Origin of the sequence: Flavihumibacter fluminis (assembly GCF_021491375.1) — a bacterium.
GTDB lineage: Bacteria > Bacteroidota > Bacteroidia > Chitinophagales > Chitinophagaceae > Flavihumibacter > Flavihumibacter fluminis.
In genome coordinates, this window is record NZ_JAKEVY010000001.1 from 154089 (window position 1) to 170202 (window position 16114).

The 16114-nt window shown below is 45.5% G+C and carries 16 protein-coding genes; 3 read left to right on the forward strand and 13 right to left on the reverse strand.

The window, feature by feature from the left end:
• Positions 1-37 precede the first annotated feature (37 nt).
• From L0U88_RS00685 to rpsO, 5 genes are all read right to left on the reverse strand, one after another.
• Positions 38-850, reverse strand: a complete 813-nt coding sequence (locus L0U88_RS00685; RefSeq protein ID WP_234863575.1) for a M48 family metallopeptidase — start codon at positions 848-850, stop codon at positions 38-40.
• Positions 851-911: 61 nt separating this feature from the next.
• Entirely contained in the window at positions 912-1559 is a 648-nt protein-coding gene (plsY, locus tag L0U88_RS00690) for a glycerol-3-phosphate 1-O-acyltransferase PlsY (protein ID WP_234863576.1), read from the reverse strand.
• 77 nt (positions 1560-1636) lie between these two features.
• The gene (prmA, locus tag L0U88_RS00695; RefSeq protein ID WP_234863577.1) at positions 1637-2458 is read right to left on the reverse strand and encodes a 50S ribosomal protein L11 methyltransferase; all 822 of its coding nucleotides are present in this window, start codon (positions 2456-2458) and stop codon (positions 1637-1639) included.
• A 59-nt stretch (positions 2459-2517) separates the two neighbouring features.
• Complete coding sequence (locus L0U88_RS00700; RefSeq protein WP_234863578.1) at positions 2518-4692, reverse strand: polyribonucleotide nucleotidyltransferase; 2175 nt, start codon at positions 4690-4692, stop codon at positions 2518-2520.
• Between the two features lie 115 nt (positions 4693-4807).
• A complete protein-coding gene (gene rpsO / locus L0U88_RS00705; protein WP_234863579.1) occupies positions 4808-5080 on the reverse strand; it encodes a 30S ribosomal protein S15 in 273 nt (90 codons plus the stop codon).
• A 129-nt stretch (positions 5081-5209) separates the two neighbouring features.
• On the opposite strand from rpsO, the gene L0U88_RS00710 reads away from it, so the two are divergent.
• From L0U88_RS00710 to L0U88_RS00720, 3 genes are read left to right on the forward strand one after another with little or no spacing between them, the layout of a single operon-like run.
• Positions 5210-6232: a Gfo/Idh/MocA family protein gene (locus L0U88_RS00710; protein WP_234863581.1), complete on the forward strand. Its 1023-nt coding sequence runs from the start codon at positions 5210-5212 to the stop codon at positions 6230-6232.
• A complete protein-coding gene (locus L0U88_RS00715) occupies positions 6225-7310 on the forward strand; it encodes a glycosyltransferase (RefSeq protein ID WP_234863582.1) in 1086 nt (361 codons plus the stop codon). The genes L0U88_RS00710 and L0U88_RS00715 overlap by 8 nt, the downstream gene beginning before the upstream one ends.
• A gap of 7 nt (positions 7311-7317) precedes the next feature.
• Positions 7318-8445, forward strand: a complete 1128-nt coding sequence (locus L0U88_RS00720) for a glycosyltransferase (protein WP_234863583.1) — start codon at positions 7318-7320, stop codon at positions 8443-8445.
• Here the strand turns inward: L0U88_RS00720 and L0U88_RS00725 are convergent.
• The 8 genes from L0U88_RS00725 to epsC all read right to left on the reverse strand — a co-directional run bounded on the left by L0U88_RS00725 (position 8426) and on the right by epsC (position 16109).
• A complete protein-coding gene (locus L0U88_RS00725; RefSeq protein WP_234863584.1) occupies positions 8426-9115 on the reverse strand; it encodes a cell division ATP-binding protein FtsE in 690 nt (229 codons plus the stop codon). The two genes, L0U88_RS00720 and L0U88_RS00725, sit on opposite strands and share 20 nt — an antisense overlap.
• A 46-nt stretch (positions 9116-9161) precedes the next feature.
• The gene (locus tag L0U88_RS00730; protein WP_234863585.1) at positions 9162-10409 is read right to left on the reverse strand and encodes a sulfate adenylyltransferase subunit 1; all 1248 of its coding nucleotides are present in this window, start codon (positions 10407-10409) and stop codon (positions 9162-9164) included.
• Between the two features lie 17 nt (positions 10410-10426).
• Complete coding sequence (locus L0U88_RS00735; protein WP_234863586.1) at positions 10427-11914, reverse strand: TSUP family transporter; 1488 nt, start codon at positions 11912-11914, stop codon at positions 10427-10429.
• Positions 11911-12600 (reverse strand): DUF2490 domain-containing protein, encoded by a 690-nt coding sequence (locus L0U88_RS00740; protein WP_234863588.1) that lies wholly within the window; start codon positions 12598-12600, stop codon positions 11911-11913. Before L0U88_RS00740 ends, L0U88_RS00735 begins: the two co-directional genes overlap by 4 nt.
• A 105-nt stretch (positions 12601-12705) precedes the next feature.
• Entirely contained in the window at positions 12706-13617 is a 912-nt protein-coding gene (gene cysD / locus L0U88_RS00745) for a sulfate adenylyltransferase subunit CysD (RefSeq protein ID WP_234863590.1), read from the reverse strand.
• Positions 13618-13640: 23 nt separating this feature from the next.
• A complete protein-coding gene (locus L0U88_RS00750; protein ID WP_234863591.1) occupies positions 13641-14351 on the reverse strand; it encodes a phosphoadenylyl-sulfate reductase in 711 nt (236 codons plus the stop codon).
• Positions 14352-14357: 6 nt separating this feature from the next.
• Positions 14358-15269, reverse strand: a complete 912-nt coding sequence (gene cysK / locus L0U88_RS00755) for a cysteine synthase A (RefSeq protein ID WP_234863593.1) — start codon at positions 15267-15269, stop codon at positions 14358-14360.
• A 27-nt stretch (positions 15270-15296) separates the two neighbouring features.
• Positions 15297-16109, reverse strand: a complete 813-nt coding sequence (gene epsC / locus L0U88_RS00760; RefSeq protein WP_234863594.1) for a serine O-acetyltransferase EpsC — start codon at positions 16107-16109, stop codon at positions 15297-15299.
• Positions 16110-16114 lie beyond the last annotated feature (5 nt).

A 16114-nucleotide genomic window follows, 5' to 3' on the forward strand; every position in this document is an offset into this window, starting at 1 on the left:
TTGGCGGGCTAATCGGGTATTTTTTGACCTGATTAATTTATTTATTGCTAACCGGCTTATAATATTTCAGTGCTTCGGGCATCATTTCCTTCAGTTTTTCTATCCTTGTTTCCTCTGCCGGGTGGGTGCTGGCAAATTCCGGAGGGCGATTCCCTCCACTTGCTGCTGCCATGCGTTGCCAAAGGGGAATTGCTTCCTGTGGATTATATCCTGCCATTGCAGTGAAAATAAGGCCGAATTTATCTGCTTCCAGTTCATTACTTCTTGAGAAAGGCAGCATTGCTCCATAAGTAGAACCAAGACCGTAAGCAGTCATGAATAATTGCTGCGTTTGGGCAGGTTTATTGGCTGTAGCAACCGCCAGGGCTACTCCACCCAATTGTTGAACCATTCCCTGGCTCATTCTTTCATTGCCATGTTTGGCAAGGGCATGCGCAATTTCATGACCCATAACTACTGCCAGCGCCGCTTCGTTTTGAGTTATTGGCAATAGTCCTGTGTACACTACAATTTTTCCCCCAGGCATACACCAGGCGTTTACTTCCTTGGAATCTACCAGGTTATATTCCCATTTGTAACCGGCCAATTCACTCTGAAGCCCTTTTGAAGTATAATATTGGGTGACTGCATTTGAAATACGGGTGCCAATCCGGCGAACCATTTCAGCATCTTTGCTCACGGAAGTGCTGACAACTTTATTCTGACTAAGGAAAGATTGATATTCTGACGCGGCCATGGTTTGGATTTCTGCTTCAGAAAACAGAGACAACTGATTTCTGCCTGTAATCGGGTTCCGGGAACAGGAAGCCAGGCTGCCAATGACCAAAAGGGACAACAGTATTTTTTTCATTGTTGTAGCGGGTTTATACCGGTATATTCAATTCTTGTACCAGACGGGTACAAAGCTACGATCAGGATTTCATTTTTCGTTTCCGGTCGCGGTACTTGAGAATAGGAACTTTGCTTTCACTACCCTTGAGCAGACGGCTGATGTTTTTCTGATGGGTAAGGATTACCAGTAGTGCAACAACAATTGCAAAGACCCGGTAAGCATGGTTATCCACGTTAAAAATAACCAGGATAAATATCGGGAAAGCAATACTGGCAAGAATCGAACTAAGCGAGACAAAACGCGTTAAATATAATACAAGCAAGAAGATTCCAGAGCAACACAGTGCAGTCCAGGGAGATATCCCTATGACCAGTCCGAATAATGTTGCAACTCCTTTACCCCCTTTAAACTGAGCCCAGATGGGGAAAATATGCCCCAGTACAGCCGCCATACCTAATCCGATTTGGAAGTTGGTAAGTGCGAGATCGTTTTCAATATAGTATGGTAGTAACAAGGCCAGTTTAACTGCAGCAAGTCCTTTAAGCACATCGATCACCATCACAAGGGTACCCCATTTAGAACCCAGTACGCGGAAGGTATTTGTAGCACCGGCATTTCCGGAGCCGTATTCACGAATATCAATCCCAAAATAGTACTTACTTACCCAAACAGCCGTTGGAATAGAGCCAATACAATAGGCAAATATAATCAGAAGAGCCTCTTTCATGCGAGTGTTGAGTTGGATTTCAAAAATAAGGAAATTAAGATACGAAAAACCTTCGTTTTAATTTCATTTATCCGGCGTCAGTTCCGTTCAAGGCACCAACATAACCAACTATCCTTATTTGTTTGTTTTATTAACGAAACTGGGAGTTCTTCTATTGCGGCACGCAAATCCGGTTCATCACCAACCAGCAGACCACTGATTAAAATCTTAGCTCCCGGTGCGCAATGAGTTGTCATACTTCCAATCTGTTCCAGTACCACCCTTTTATTGATATTTGCCAGAATGATGTCAAAAACCGGTAAATCATCCAGGCGGTCCAGTTCTAAGACTGAAATCCCCTCTACCTGGTTGCGTTCGATATTTTCTTTTGTATTTTCAATGCTCCAGCTATCATTATCAATTGCCACCACAGTAACAGCCCCCATTTTGGCAGCCAGGATTGCCAGGATGCCCGTACCGGTGCCGAAATCGAGTACTGATTTACCGGTAAAATCGAGTTCCTGCATCGCATCCACCATTTGATAGGTGGTGGCATGATGGCCTGTTCCGAAACTCATTTTTGGTGTGATGATCAGGTCGTGGCGAACGCTGTCCGAGCCAGGGTGGAAATCGGCGCGGATCAGGCAGAAATTTCCCACCTGAACGGGTTGAAAGCCAGCCTCCCACTCCGCATTCCAGTTGCGTTGCTGTATGGTTTCTGTTTCTGAAGTAAGCCCAAACGGATGCAGCAATTCGGATAGTATTGCAGCATCATACTGTTCTTCCGGGATATAGGCCAACAGCTCTTCCCGGCTTTCTTCAAAACCTTCGTAACCCGTATCTGCCAGCAGTGCAATTAAAATTTCCCTTGTCTCCTGCTCTTTTACCGGAATCCGAATCTGTTGATATGAATTTGCCATAGTTTAAATAACAAACCCCGATACAGGACCGGGGTTTGGAGTTTATTTGATCAGAGAAATCAGTTTTCACCTTCCTGTTGACGGGGAGCACCCTGTCCTTCAGGTTTTGGCAACAACACCTTTCTACTCAGTTTGAACTTGCCTGATTTGGGGTCGGTTCCAGTAAGTTTTACTTTTACCACATCGCCCTCTTTCAGTACACCTTCCAGTGTTTCAAGACGCTTCCAGCTTACTTCAGAAATGTGGAGCAGACCCTGCTTGCCTGGGAGGAATTCAACAAATGCACCATAAGGCTGAATGCTCTTAACGGTTGCTTCGTAGGTATCTCCAACAGTTGGTTGTGCAGCGATTCCTTTGATCCATGCCATGGCACGGTCAACGCTTTCTTTCTTGGTACCGAAGATGGAAACTTCACCCTGGTTATTCTTTTCTTCGATATTGATGGTAGTTCCGGTTTCACGCTGCATTTCCTGGATCACTTTACCACCCGGACCGATTACCGCACCGATGAATTCTTTGTCGATAATTATCTTAACCATACGAGGTGCGTGGGGCTTAACATCTTCACGGGCACCACCCATGGTAGCATACATCGCATCCAGGATATGAAGACGACCTCTCTTGGCCTGCATCAGCGCCTGGCGCATAATGTCCATGCTGAGACCATCCACTTTGATATCCATCTGAACACCACAAATACCTTCTTTGGTACCGGTTACTTTGAAGTCCATATCACCCAGGTGATCCTCATCTCCCAGGATATCGGTCAAAACAGCAAATTTTCCTTCTTTGGTGATGAGTCCCATTGCCACACCTGAAACGTGTTTGGGCAGGGGTACACCGGCATCCATCAAGGCCAGGGATCCGGCACAAACAGTTGCCATGGAAGAAGAACCATTGGATTCCAGGATATCACTTACCACGCGCACGGTGTAAGGGAAATCATCTCCGGGCATCATTTGCTTCAAAGAACGCATGGCCAGGTTACCGTGACCAACTTCCCGACGACCGGGACCGCGCATCATTTTCACTTCACCAGTTGAGAAGGGAGGGAAATTATAATGCAGGATGAATTTGGTATAGTCAGAAACCGCAGCACTCTCCACCAGCAGTTCATCCAGGGGAGTACCGAGGGTAACAGTTGTAAGAGACTGGGTTTCACCACGGGTGAACAGAGCCGCTCCATGGGGAGAAGGCAGTACGTCTACTTCCATAGCAAGCGGACGAACATCTTCCAAACCACGACCATCCAGGCGCACGCGGTCATTCAGGATCATATCCCGAACTACGTAGTACTGCAGATCGCTATAGTATTTCTTGGCCAGCTTTTTAATGGAATCTTCCAGTTCTGCACCTTCGGCAACATTGTAAGCTGTTTTCAGGTGCTCCATAAGTTCGGTGCCAATCGCTTCGAAACGATCACTGCGCTCATGCTTGGGAAGAGCCGACTTGGCAACTTCGTAAATTTTATCTTTAGCGAAAGCCTGCACCTTAGCGAGCAGTTCTTCGTTTTCTTCAGGCTTCTTGTATTCACGTTTGCCTGTTACGCCTTTTTTAGCGCGCAGTTCATTCTGAGCCTGAACCTGGATCTTGATGGCTTCGTGGGCAGCTTCAATAGCTTTCACCAGGTCTTCCTCGCTGCACTCTTTGGATTCACCTTCCACCATCATGATGTTCTTTTCAGTAGCACCAATGATGAAATCCATATCAGCTTTCGCCAATTCGGAGCGGAATGGGTTGATTACATATTGTCCGTCAATGCGGGCAACACGTACTTCAGAAATGGGTTCCTGAACCGGGATATCTGAAACAGCCAGCGCAGCAGATGCAGCCAGACAGGCCAGTGCATCGGGCATAACTTCCGGGTCACTGGAAATCAGGGTAACCAGAATCTGCACATCGCAGAAATAATCTTCCGGGAACAGGGGGCGTAAAGCACGATCAATCAATCGGCTGGTTAAAACCTCATAATCGTTCAGTTTGCTTTCGCGTTTGAAAAAGGAACCGGGGATTCTACCGGCTGAGGCAAATTTTTCCTGGTAATCTACCGTAAGGGGAAAAAAGCTCTGACCCTCTTTGGGGTCTTTGTTGGCAACGGCGGTGGCAAGAATGATACAGTTGCCTTGGCGAACTGTAACGGCGCCGTCGGCCTGGCGTGCCAGCTTGCCTGTTTCGATGGAAACCGTGCGGCCTCCACCCAGGTCGATGCTGACAGAAATAGGTTGTGTTAACATGTTAATTCGGATGGTTTAATGCTGTTAGTAAAAGTCAAAAAGGGATGGCATGCAAAAAACTATTCCCAACATGAGGTTTTCAGTTGGGAATAGTACAGCAATATCATCTTTACTCTTATTTGCGGATACCGAGTTTTTCAATCAGCTGACGATAACCAGTCAGATTGTGTTTGCTCATGTAGGTCAACAAGCGCTTACGCTTACCTACCATTTGCATCAGACCGCGGTGAGTTGAGAAATCCTTTTTGTTAGCCTGCAGGTGCTTTGAAATAGAACTGATACGTTCAGTCAGCAGTGCAATCTGTCCTTCAATAGAACCAGTGTTCGCAGCATTACCCCCAAATTCAGCGAAAATATTCGCTTTTTTTTCTTTAGTTAAATAAGACATCTTTGTGTTTTTTACGAAACATCCAATTTTATAAACTTCTTAAATTGGCGGCAAAGCTACTAAAAATCCTACAATTCATTTGAGTTCTCCTAATTTTTTTGGATTTTGCTTCCTTATTTTTTAATAACCATGCAGTACCGGATAGCTGTTCTCGGATGTGGACATATTGGACGGAAACATGCTGCCCTGGCTGCGCGGTATGGCAAGCTGGTGGGAGTAGCTGATACAGACCAGGAGAAAGCGGGGGCTATTGCGAAACTGTACCAGGTTTCTGCCTATAGCAATCTAACGGAATTATTGGCTCAGGCTGAACCCGAAATCGTGGTTATCTGCACGCCGAATGGCTTGCACGCAGAACATAGTAAGGAAGCATTCAGAAGCAATGCGCATGTATTATGTGAAAAACCGATGGCACTCAACAGTAGAGACGCCACCGAAATGATTCAAACCGCCAGATTGTTTAATAAAAAGCTATTTGTAGTTAAACAAAACAGGTTCAATCCGCCCGTTGCCTGGGTAAAGCAGGTACTGGACCGGCAACAACTTGGTCGGTTGGTTGGCTTTCAGCTAAATGCTTTCTGGAATCGAAATCCTGCTTATTTCCGCCAGTCTGCCTGGCGGGGCAGTTTAAACCTGGACGGCGGCCCGCTATTCACACAATTCAGTCATTTTGTAGATCTGCTCTATTGGTACCTGGGGCCAATGAAAGAAGTGGCATTTGCAACAGCTGAAAACCGGTTGCATCCTGACTGTATTGAATTTGAGGACCAGGGAATGGCTGTTCTTGAATTTGAATCTGGTATCAGGGGATCTATTCATTACAGCCTGAATGCTCATGGCAGAAATATGGAAGGTTCTATTACGCTTTTCGGGGAAAAGGGAACCGTAAAAATCGGAGGGTCTTATTTAAACGAAATAGGTTATTGCAATATTGAAGGTGTTGAGGTGCCTGCATTTCCTATTTTGGAATCGAATCAATATGGAACTTACGAAGGGAGCAGCAGCCAGCATCACCTGGTTTATGAGGCCATGCTGAAAGCACTTGAAAACCCAGCCAATCGTTTTCTCGAACCCGAAGAAGCCTTGCAGTCGGTAGCTATCATTGAAGCCATTTATGCCAAAATGGGAAACCGGAGGAAGGAGCATGAATAAGCGCATCATTTTTACCGTTACCAACGACCTGAACTTTGACCAGCGTATGCAACGGATTGCCGGTTCACTGGCCGCAGCTGGTTATGAAGTTTGCCTGGTGGGTGTAAAGAAGAAAAACAGTCCGCCCTTGCTTGCCCTTCCCTTCCATCAAAAACGCATTCCTGTCTGGTTTGAGAAAGGCAAATTGTTTTACCTGGAATACATGCTGAAATTGTTATGCTGGTTATTGTTTCAGCGCGCTCAGGTGCTTTGCGCTATAGACCTGGATACTATTCTGCCTGTTTACCTGGTTTCAAAGCTGAAAAGAATTCCAAGAGTGTATGATGCACATGAACTGTTCTGTGAAATGAAGGAAGTGGTCAGTCGCCCGCTGATTTATAAAACCTGGAAAAAAATTGAAACTTTCTGCGTTCCCTGTTTTCGCATAGGCTATACCGTGAATGAACCCATTGCCCGTATATTCGAGCAGGAATATGGGGTGCGATATAGTGTCATCCGGAATGTACCCAAATTATCGGAAAGCCAATTTTTGTTGGAGAAAGAGCCCTTTTTGCTGTACCAGGGGGCGGTAAATGAAGGTCGGCTATTTGAAGTACTGATACCCGCAATGCAGTATGTACAACTGCCCTTGCACATCTATGGCGATGGAAATTTCCTGGATCAAACCAGTGAGCTAATCAGACGGTACCGCCTGGAGGACAGGGTCTTTCTCAAAGGCAAACTTGCTCCCTCCGAATTAAAAGTTATTACCGCCAGGGCTAGCCTGGGATTTACTCTTTTTGAAAACCAGGGACTCAGTAATTATTATTCCCTGGCCAACCGGTTTTTTGATTATGTGCATGCAGCTACTCCGCAGGTGGCTGTTGATTTTCCGGTTTATCATCAACTAAACAGGGATTTTCCGGTGGCGGTACTGATCAATACCACAGATCCGGCTGAATTGGCTGCTGCCATAAACAATTTGCTTGAAGATGGGTTACTATATAAGCAACTGCAAGAAAACTGCCTGAAAATGCGCCAGGAATGGAACTGGGAGAAGGAAGAAAAAGCATTACTGGCTATTTATCAATCAATATAGAGTCCTGGTGTCAGAAGGAAAGACCATACATATCGTTAGTCATGACGTACCCTATCCCCTGGATTATGGTGGCGTGCTGGATATTTTTTCAACCATCCAGGCCCTGCATGAACAGGGAGTGCAAATCATCCTGCATTGTTTTGAATATGGCAGGGGTGCGCAACCCATTCTGAATTCGTATTGTAAGGAAGTTCATTATTACAAACGACTGGAAGGCCACAAGGGATTCTGTTTTCATCTTCCCTATATTGTATGCTCAAGAAGCAGTGAGGAATTGCTGGACAGGCTTAGTCAGGATAACCATCCGATCTTGCTGGAGGGCATTCATTGTTCAGCCTTATTGGACGATGCCCGATTCGAGCATCGTAAAATCATTCTCCGGTTATTTAATGTAGAAACAACTTATTATAAGGAACTATCCCGCCACGAACGTTCCTTTTTCAAGCGAATTTATTTCTGGAATGAAAGCCGGCTGCTTTCTAAACAGGAAAGGAAAGTAGCTGCTTCCTGGCCTGTTCTCACTTTGTCAGAACGCGATCAGGAACATTACAATAAAGAGTTTCATGGAAAATGGGTGCATTACCTGCCAGTTTTTCATCCTTTCAGTGAAGTGAAGTCTGCGGAGGGCGTCGGTTCGTTTTGCCTGTATCATGGCAATCTGAGTGTGGCAGAAAATGAAAAAGCTGCGATCTGGCTACTTACAGAGGTATTTGACAAATTGAAAATCCCGTTTGTAGTTGCCGGCAAAAATCCATCTTCCAGGTTACAGCGGATCGCTCATCAGAACACGCATACCTGCCTGGTTGCGAATCCTGAAGAAAGAGAATTACAGGATTTGATTGGAAAGGCACAAATTAATATTCTACCCTCCTTTAATAAAACTGGAGTTAAACTGAAACTGTTGAATGCCCTGTATAATGGACGGCATTGTATTGTAAACCAGACAGCTGTGGAGGGAAGTCCGTTAGCCCCGCTTTGTCATATTGCTGAAACTGCTACCGCAATGCAGCGAATTGTGCAACAATTATATCATCTGCCATTCGGGGAGGAAGAAATTCGCCTTCGTAAGAATTTGCTGCAACAGCATTTCGATACAGCAACCAATGCAAAAGCGCTTATAGCATATTTATCGTAGCGTTATCCTCAACTCTGCCTTTTTCTGTTCTCAATGTTCTTGCCGGGTACTTCTGGATAACCGGGTAATCGTGTGTTGCCATCACTACCGCTGCACCATAATCACGGCTGATATGAAACAGCAACTGCATGATTTCATCAGAGGTTTCAGGATCCAGGTTACCTGTAGGTTCGTCGGCAAGTATAAGCTTGGGTGAATTCAATAAGGCGCGTGCGATATCAACCCGCTGCTGCTCTCCGCCCGACATTTCAAACGGGTACTTAAACCCTTTTGATTTCAGGCCAACTTTGTCGAGCACATCCGCGATTTTTTCATCCATCAGTTGCTCATCTTTCCAGCCGGTTGCGCGCAGCACAAATTTGAGGTTGTTGTTTACATTTCTGTCGGTCAGCAATTGAAAATCCTGGAATACAACTCCGAGGTTACGGCGCAGGAAAGGAACTTTTTTCCAATCCATTTCCTTGAGATTGAAACCTACCACCTGGCCCTCTCCTTCTTTCAAAGGCAGGTCGCCATAGAGGGTTTTTAACAAACTGGATTTACCTGTTCCCGTTTTACCAACCAGGTATACAAACTCACCCCTGTTGATGGTGATATTAACATCCTGAAGAATGAGATTACTGCCCTGGTATATATTCGCGTTTCTGAGTTCGATTATCTTTTCTGCCATAGCTGGTACCTGATTGATACGGGCAAATGTAACGGTAAATGATAAGTTAACCAATAAAGCCCACCCCTACCGTACTGTTGGAGCCCTCATCTATCAGGATAAAACTACCATTCCGTTTGTTAGCGGCATAGGTGTCCGCATTTACCGGTTTGGCAGTTTTCAGGGAGATATAACCAATTTCATTTAGTCCGATTTCTTCCACATCATCAATGGTCTTATAATCGAGTACATTGATACTGGCATAGAGGTTGGTGATTTTTGCTTTCACCCGATTGCTTCCATGCTGTAACAGGTAAGTCTTGCCTGCTTTAAGCGGCGTATGATCCAGCCAGCAAACCTGGGCGGAGATTTCTTTAAGAGCAGCCGGTTGTTCTGATTTTTTTACAATCATATCACCGCGACTGATATCAATTTCATCTTTCAATGTGATAACTACCGAATCACCGGATTCAGCCTGATTGAGTGACTCTTCAAACTTGTAAATATCCTCAATAACAGATTCCTGCAGGGAGGGCAATGCTACAACAGTATCGCCTTTAGACAGCGTGCCACTGCTGAGTTTGCCAGCGAATCCCCTGAAATCATGCCATTGATCTGACTTTGGACGGATCACATACTGCACCGGGAAGCGGGCCGGAAGCTGGTTCTGGCTTGCATGCCAGTCGATACCTTCCATGAACTCCAGCAAAGATGGACCATCATACCAGTCGAGTTGTGAAGAGCGGGTAGATATATTATCGCCATACAGGGAAGATGCAGGAATAAACTGCAGGCTTTGTTCCTTGTAGTTTGCTTTTTCAAAGAGTTCTTCAAACTGCTGGCGAATCTGATTGAAAGGTTCTTCCGCGTAATTCACCAGGTCCATTTTATTGACGCAAACCACTACATAGGGTATACGCAATAACTGGGTGATATAGAAATGCCGATGGGTTTGTTCCACAATACCATTTCGGGCATCAATCAAAATAATGGCTACCTGTGCATTACTGGCACCGGTGATCATATTGCGGGTATATTCAAAATGGCCCGGTGTATCAGCTATGATATATTTGCGCGTAGGCGTTGAAAAATAAATATGGGCTACATCAATGGTGATGCCTTGTTCTCTTTCAGCGATGAGTCCATCTGTTAAAAGAGAAAGATCTGTATAGTCCACTCCTCTCCTCTTACTTGCTCTTTCGATTGCTTCCAGTTTATCCGCGGTAATGCTGTTGGTTTCATACAGCAGTCTTCCAATCAGGGTGCTTTTCCCATCATCCACACTACCAGCTGTTGCAATTCTTACGATATCCATACAAGAAACATTAAATATTAAACAAATGATTTTATGATTAAACGAATACTCCAGATCATAACGATGATGCCTACCCCAATCATCATGGTTTTGGCGGGCAGTTTACCTGCGAGCCTGGCTGAAATGGGGGCAGCAATAACACCTCCGATTATCAGTCCTGCTACTACCGGCCAGTGTCCCAACCCTGCTGTAAAAAAGAAGGTTGCAGCACTAGCCATGGTTATAAAAAATTCAGTCAGACTTACCGTACCAATGGTATACCTCGGACTTTTTCCTTTTGAAATCAGGGTACTGGTTACGATAGGACCCCAACCGCCACCTCCAAACGAATCAAGAAAACCACCACACCATGCCAGCCAGCCTACCCGCTTGATTTTTTTATTGGGAGTTGAATTCTGAAATGCCCGGCTGAATATTTTAAATCCAAGGAACATAGCGTAAAGCGCGATGATGGGCATCAGCCAATCGCCGGCTGTTTCTCCCAGGAAAACCAGCATGGCAGCTCCCAGGATAGCACCCAACACGCCCGGAATCACGAGGTGCTTGAATAATTTTTTGTTCACATTACCAAAGCGATAATGACTGTATCCACTTACCCCGGCTGAAAATATTTCTGAGGTATGGATAGCTGCACTCACTGAAACAGGATTAACCCCGGCGGTGATTAAACAGGTGGCAGAAGTAACACCATATCCCATGCCCAGTAAGCCATCCACCAGTTGTGCAAGAAAACCAGCCAGCATGAAATACAGGAAATTCTGATTGATATATTCCCTGGTACTTGCCCAGATTTCAGGCAAGGGAGGAAGCGGTATGGAGGACAGGATCAGATGTCCAACAATCATTGCAGCAAACAGGATGATCAGTTTGGTTGCAATGGATTTCCATTTTTTTTCTTCGTTAATTTTTCTGGGTTGCGTATCATCTACAAGTACCCGGGTGATATCATTGAGCTGTTTTACCTTCTCGGAAAAATTCCCGTTCATACGGGACCTAAGCACCTGCATATTGTCCAAAACCTGGTCCATTTCAGACGGGATGGCATCATTCAACAATTCTTTCAGGCGCTTGGCTACGGTAGGTGATTTACCATTGGTGCTGATAGCGATTTTCAGGTCTCCCTTATTAACAATGCTGCCCAGGTAAAAATCACAGAGATCCGGTGTGTCGGCGATATTGGCCAGAATACCTTTTGCTGCTGCCGCTTCTTTCACTGCGGCATTCAGGATTTTGTCATTGGTAGCTGCAATCACCAGATCCTGCCCGTCGAGATCAGATTGCTCAAATAGTTTTTCAACGAGCTGCAATTTTTCGAAGCTGCCTTGCAATTCTTTAATAGCCGGACTGATCTCTCTTCCCACCAGTTTAATGCTGGCATTGGGACAGGATTTCAGCAGGGAATTGAGTTTTTCCTCACCCACATAACCGCCTCCCACAACCAACACCTGTAGCTGGTCGAGTTTTAGAAAGACTGGATATAAATTATTAACTGCTGTGGGTGTCATTTTCCTTTAGCTTTTTTATAACCGTTTACCTGAACATACAGGTTTGCCTGTAAGCCGGTATTGTGAAGAAAAATTGATTGGTTGTTTTGCTTCCTCTGGAGCTGCTGGTGGATATGAATTACACCTGCTTCCAGCTGACAGTTTTTGGAAAAATGATATCCCGCCAGTACTCCGACGCGATTCTGATCATAACGGTTGGTTGGCACATTTTTACCAAATGCTACCATGATTTCATCATATACCTGCAGGTAAGGATAACTGGCCTGGCCGCTTTTCCAGGTAATCGGTACCTGTGCTTTTATCTGGTATCGAACCCTGTTCGCATACTGATAACTGTTGGTCCTTTCCAGCCAGCGCTGTTCAGTCATTACCCGGTGACGGATGTCTAAACGACTCAGCTGGTGACGAAAGGCGGCCATCTGGTAGGTTCTGTGTTCATTGGTGAACAGCCCTTCTGAATTGAAAGGGAAATCTCCATATGGCCGGTTTTCAACCCATGCATAGCCTGCTCTGAAATGCCATTTGATATTGGGTTTGAAATTGACACCGGTTCTGACCAGACGCTGAAAGAGCGAGCCCGTAAAAGGTGCGTAACGCTGGTTATAATCCAAATGCAAGCCCCATCGCTTTCCAATATTGGTAGTAGTATTGAGCTGATACCATCCAATGGAATTATGGTCATGCAAGCCACTTGTTTGGGCTGAGCTCACCGAGGGGGACAATATGTAACTTATAGTGGCCAGTGTTGCCAGTTTTTGGGTGAAAGAAAGCATATCCGTTTCGAAGCCTCCTTAAAAATATCCTTCTTTTTTACGCTGTTCCATAGCAGCTTCACTTCTTTTGTCATCCATGCGCGCACCGCGTTCAGAGATCTTAGCAGAGAGAATTTCCCGGATGATATCATCAATTTCATTTGCGGTGGAAGCAACAGCAGCTGTGCAGGTCATATCTCCTACAGTTCTGAATCGTACTATTTCTTCAAATGGAACTTCATCTTCGCTGGTGTTCAGGAAATCCGAATAAGGCCAGATCATGCCATCCCTTTCAATTACCTGGCGCTTGTGCGTGTAGTATATAGAGGGTATTGCCATGTTCTCTTCCTTGATATAGGTCCAAACATCGAGCTCGGTCCAGTTGGAGATGGGGAATACACGAACATTCTCTCCAATATTGATTTTGCCATTGAGCATTTCAAACAATTCCGGGCGCTGTTTTTTCGGATCCCATTGACCGAAATCATCCCGTACGGAGAAGATTCTTTCCTTGGCACGGGCTTTCTCCTCATCTCTCCTGGCACCACCGATACAGGCATCAAATTTGAACTCCTCGATCGCATCCAGGAGCGTTACTGTTTGAAGCACATTACGGCTGGCATATTTGCCGGTTTCTTCCTTCACTTTACCTGCATCAATGCTGTCCTGCACATACCGAACAATGAGTTCAGCACCTGTTTCACGCACGAGCCAGTCGCGGAATTCAATTGTTTCCGGAAAATTGTGCCCTGTATCCACATGCAATAGCGGAAATGGTATTTTTCCGGGCCAGAATGCTTTCTGTGCGAGGCGAACCAGGGTAATGGAATCCTTTCCTCCACTGAATAACAATGCCGGTCTTTCAAATTGGGCAGCTACTTCCCGCATGATATAAATACTCTCGTCCTCTAACATTCTCGGAAAGGCGGGTATGATACTGTTGGCTGACATAGTTGTTCTGCTTTTCTTTCTGTTTAATTCAATTTTATACTGGTTTCCTGGTGCAATCCACATTCTTTCTTGGAAGCTTCCCACCACCATCTGCCGGCGCGGATATCTTCTCCCGGTTCAACGGCCCTGGTACAGGGCGCACAACCGATACTCAGAAATCCTTTATCGTGCAGTGAATTGTAGGGAATGTTTTCCTGTTTTATGAAGTCCAGTAATTGGTCGTAGGACCAATCCAGCAATGGATGTATTTTGATCAACTGGTGAGCGGCATCCCATTCTGCAAATGGCAGGTTGGCGCGGTTTTCACTTTGATCGGCGCGCAAACCGGTAACCCAAACCCTGGCTCCTTTGAGCGCACGGTTCAGTGGTTCCACTTTTCGGATGAAGCAACATTCTTTCCGGTTTTCAACAGATTCGTAAAAACTGTTTGGACCTTTTTCGGTGAGCAATTGCTCAACAGCAGCTGCCTGCGGAAAAAATGCCTGGATGCGCACTTTGTATCGTGCGATGGTTTTATCCAGCAGGTCGTAGGTTTCCTGGAAGAGCCTGCCAGTATCCAGTGTAAACAACTGAATAGGCAAAGACTGCCGGGCGATCAGGTGGGTAATCACCTGGTCTTCCTGCCCCAGGGAGGTTGAAAATACCATCCCCTCCGGAAACTGCGCACTCATCCACTTCAAACGTTCTGCGGCACTGAGTGAAGCCAGTTGTTCATTTATTTGCTGTACATCCATGAGTTCTTAATAAAGTCCTTCGATTGATAAATAACGTTCTCCGGTATCATAGTTGAACGTGAGCACCGTACTGCCTGCAGGGATCTCGGCCAGTTTTTTAGCAACCGCTGCCAGGGATGCGCCGGATGAGATACCCATGAAAATGCCTTCTTCTTTAGCAGCACGCTGCGCATAAGCAAAAGCATCATCTTTGGAAACCGGGATCACCCCATCGATAACAGCTGCGTTATAAATACCCGGAACAAAACCGGCACCAATACCCTGGATCGGGTGTGGAGCAGGAGAACCACCACTTAATACGGGTGATAATTCCGGTTCAACAGCAAACACTTTCAGATTAGGGAATTTTTCTTTCAGGATTTCAGCGCAACCTGTTATATGGCCACCAGTACCAACACCTGTTATCAGGTAATCCAGCCCGTTAGGAAAATCTTTTATGATTTCCTGGGCTGTAGTACGACGATGCACTTCGGTATTGGCAGGATTATCAAATTGCTGGGGCATCCATCCGTGTGGAGTGCTTGCAACCAGTTCCTTTGCTTTTTCAATAGCACCTTTCATGCCTTTTTCACGGGGCGTCAGTTCAAAACTGGCTCCATACAAACTCATCAGGCGGCGTCTTTCGATGCTCATGCTTTCAGGCATTACCAGGATCAGTTTATATCCTTTTACAGCAGCAACCATAGCAAGACCAATACCTGTATTACCGGAAGTTGGCTCGATGATTACACTATCCTTGTGAAGCAGGCCTTTCTTTTCGGCGTCTTCCACCATTGCAAGCGCAATACGGTCTTTGATACTGGCACCCGGATTAGCTCTTTCCAGTTTGATGTATACAGAATGGTCCGAACCAAAAAGGCGGTTCAATTTTACATGCGGCGTGTTGCCAATTGTTTCAAGGATGTTTTGTGCAATCATGGTTTCTGATTTAAGGTGAAGGATAATTTATATAACCCAGTTTAATGGTTCTGTAAAATCTTTTTTGTTCTTAACAGTAATGATGGGCTGGTGATACACTATGCTCATGGCAGGCACTGACTCAACAATGAAACAGTTACCGCCAATGATGCTATCGCGACCAATAATCGTTTTTCCACCCAGGATCGTACTGTTCGCATACACGATCACGTTATCTTCAATCGTAGGGTGGCGTTTGGTTTCTGCTTCTTCTTTCTTGACAGCAAGGGCTCCAAAGGTTACGCCCTGGTATACTTTTACATTCTTACCAATTAGGGTGGTTTCTCCAATTACCACACCGGTTCCATGGTCAATCATAAAGGGCACACCAATAGTGGCGCCTGGGTGAATATCAATACCTGTGGTAGAATGAGCATGTTCACTAATGATCCTGGGGATCAGGGGAACCTGCAGGCGATACAGGATATTGGCAACCCGGTAGGCGGCAATAGCCTGGAACCCGGGATAAGTAATCACCACTTCTTCAATGGATTTGGCGGCGGGGTCAAACTGCAGCATAGCAGTGGCATCTTCCAGCAGGCAGGATTTGCAGGCTTCCAGCTCTTCAAAAAAAGCGGTGGCAATTTTTTCTTCATCCAGCTGATAGGCTTCACTGAAAGCATACAGAATTTCCAGCAGACTGTTTCTCAAACTGTCAGCTTTCCGCTTGTGTTTGTTTTCGTAATTCTTTTCGTTTTCAACTACCGGAAACAGGTATTCGAAAAGATCCAATGAAAATTCAATTACTCTTTTTTTCTGTGGTACCGAAGCACTCAGGATATATCCCTGTTTTAAACTCATTTACT

Excerpts from the sequence above, each read along its gene's own strand:
- L0U88_RS00685 (WP_234863575.1), bottom strand. The coding sequence starts at position 850 with ATGAAAAAAATACTGTTGTCCCTTTTGGTCATTGGCAGCCTGGCTTCC.
- plsY (WP_234863576.1), bottom strand. The coding sequence starts at position 1,559 with ATGAAAGAGGCTCTTCTGATTATATTTGCCTATTGTATTGGCTCTATT.
- prmA (WP_234863577.1), bottom strand. The coding sequence starts at position 2,458 with ATGGCAAATTCATATCAACAGATTCGGATTCCGGTAAAAGAGCAGGAG.
- L0U88_RS00700 (WP_234863578.1), bottom strand. The coding sequence starts at position 4,692 with ATGTTAACACAACCTATTTCTGTCAGCATCGACCTGGGTGGAGGCCGC.
- rpsO (WP_234863579.1), bottom strand. The coding sequence starts at position 5,080 with ATGTCTTATTTAACTAAAGAAAAAAAAGCGAATATTTTCGCTGAATTT.
- L0U88_RS00710 (WP_234863581.1), top strand. The coding sequence starts at position 5,210 with ATGCAGTACCGGATAGCTGTTCTCGGATGTGGACATATTGGACGGAAA.
- L0U88_RS00715 (WP_234863582.1), top strand. The coding sequence starts at position 6,225 with ATGAATAAGCGCATCATTTTTACCGTTACCAACGACCTGAACTTTGAC.
- L0U88_RS00725 (WP_234863584.1), bottom strand. The coding sequence starts at position 9,115 with ATGGCAGAAAAGATAATCGAACTCAGAAACGCGAATATATACCAGGGC.
- L0U88_RS00730 (WP_234863585.1), bottom strand. The coding sequence starts at position 10,409 with ATGGATATCGTAAGAATTGCAACAGCTGGTAGTGTGGATGATGGGAAA.
- L0U88_RS00735 (WP_234863586.1), bottom strand. The coding sequence starts at position 11,914 with ATGACACCCACAGCAGTTAATAATTTATATCCAGTCTTTCTAAAACTC.
- cysD (WP_234863590.1), bottom strand. The coding sequence starts at position 13,617 with ATGTCAGCCAACAGTATCATACCCGCCTTTCCGAGAATGTTAGAGGAC.
- L0U88_RS00750 (WP_234863591.1), bottom strand. The coding sequence starts at position 14,351 with ATGGATGTACAGCAAATAAATGAACAACTGGCTTCACTCAGTGCCGCA.
- cysK (WP_234863593.1), bottom strand. The coding sequence starts at position 15,269 with ATGATTGCACAAAACATCCTTGAAACAATTGGCAACACGCCGCATGTA.
- epsC (WP_234863594.1), bottom strand. The coding sequence starts at position 16,109 with ATGAGTTTAAAACAGGGATATATCCTGAGTGCTTCGGTACCACAGAAA.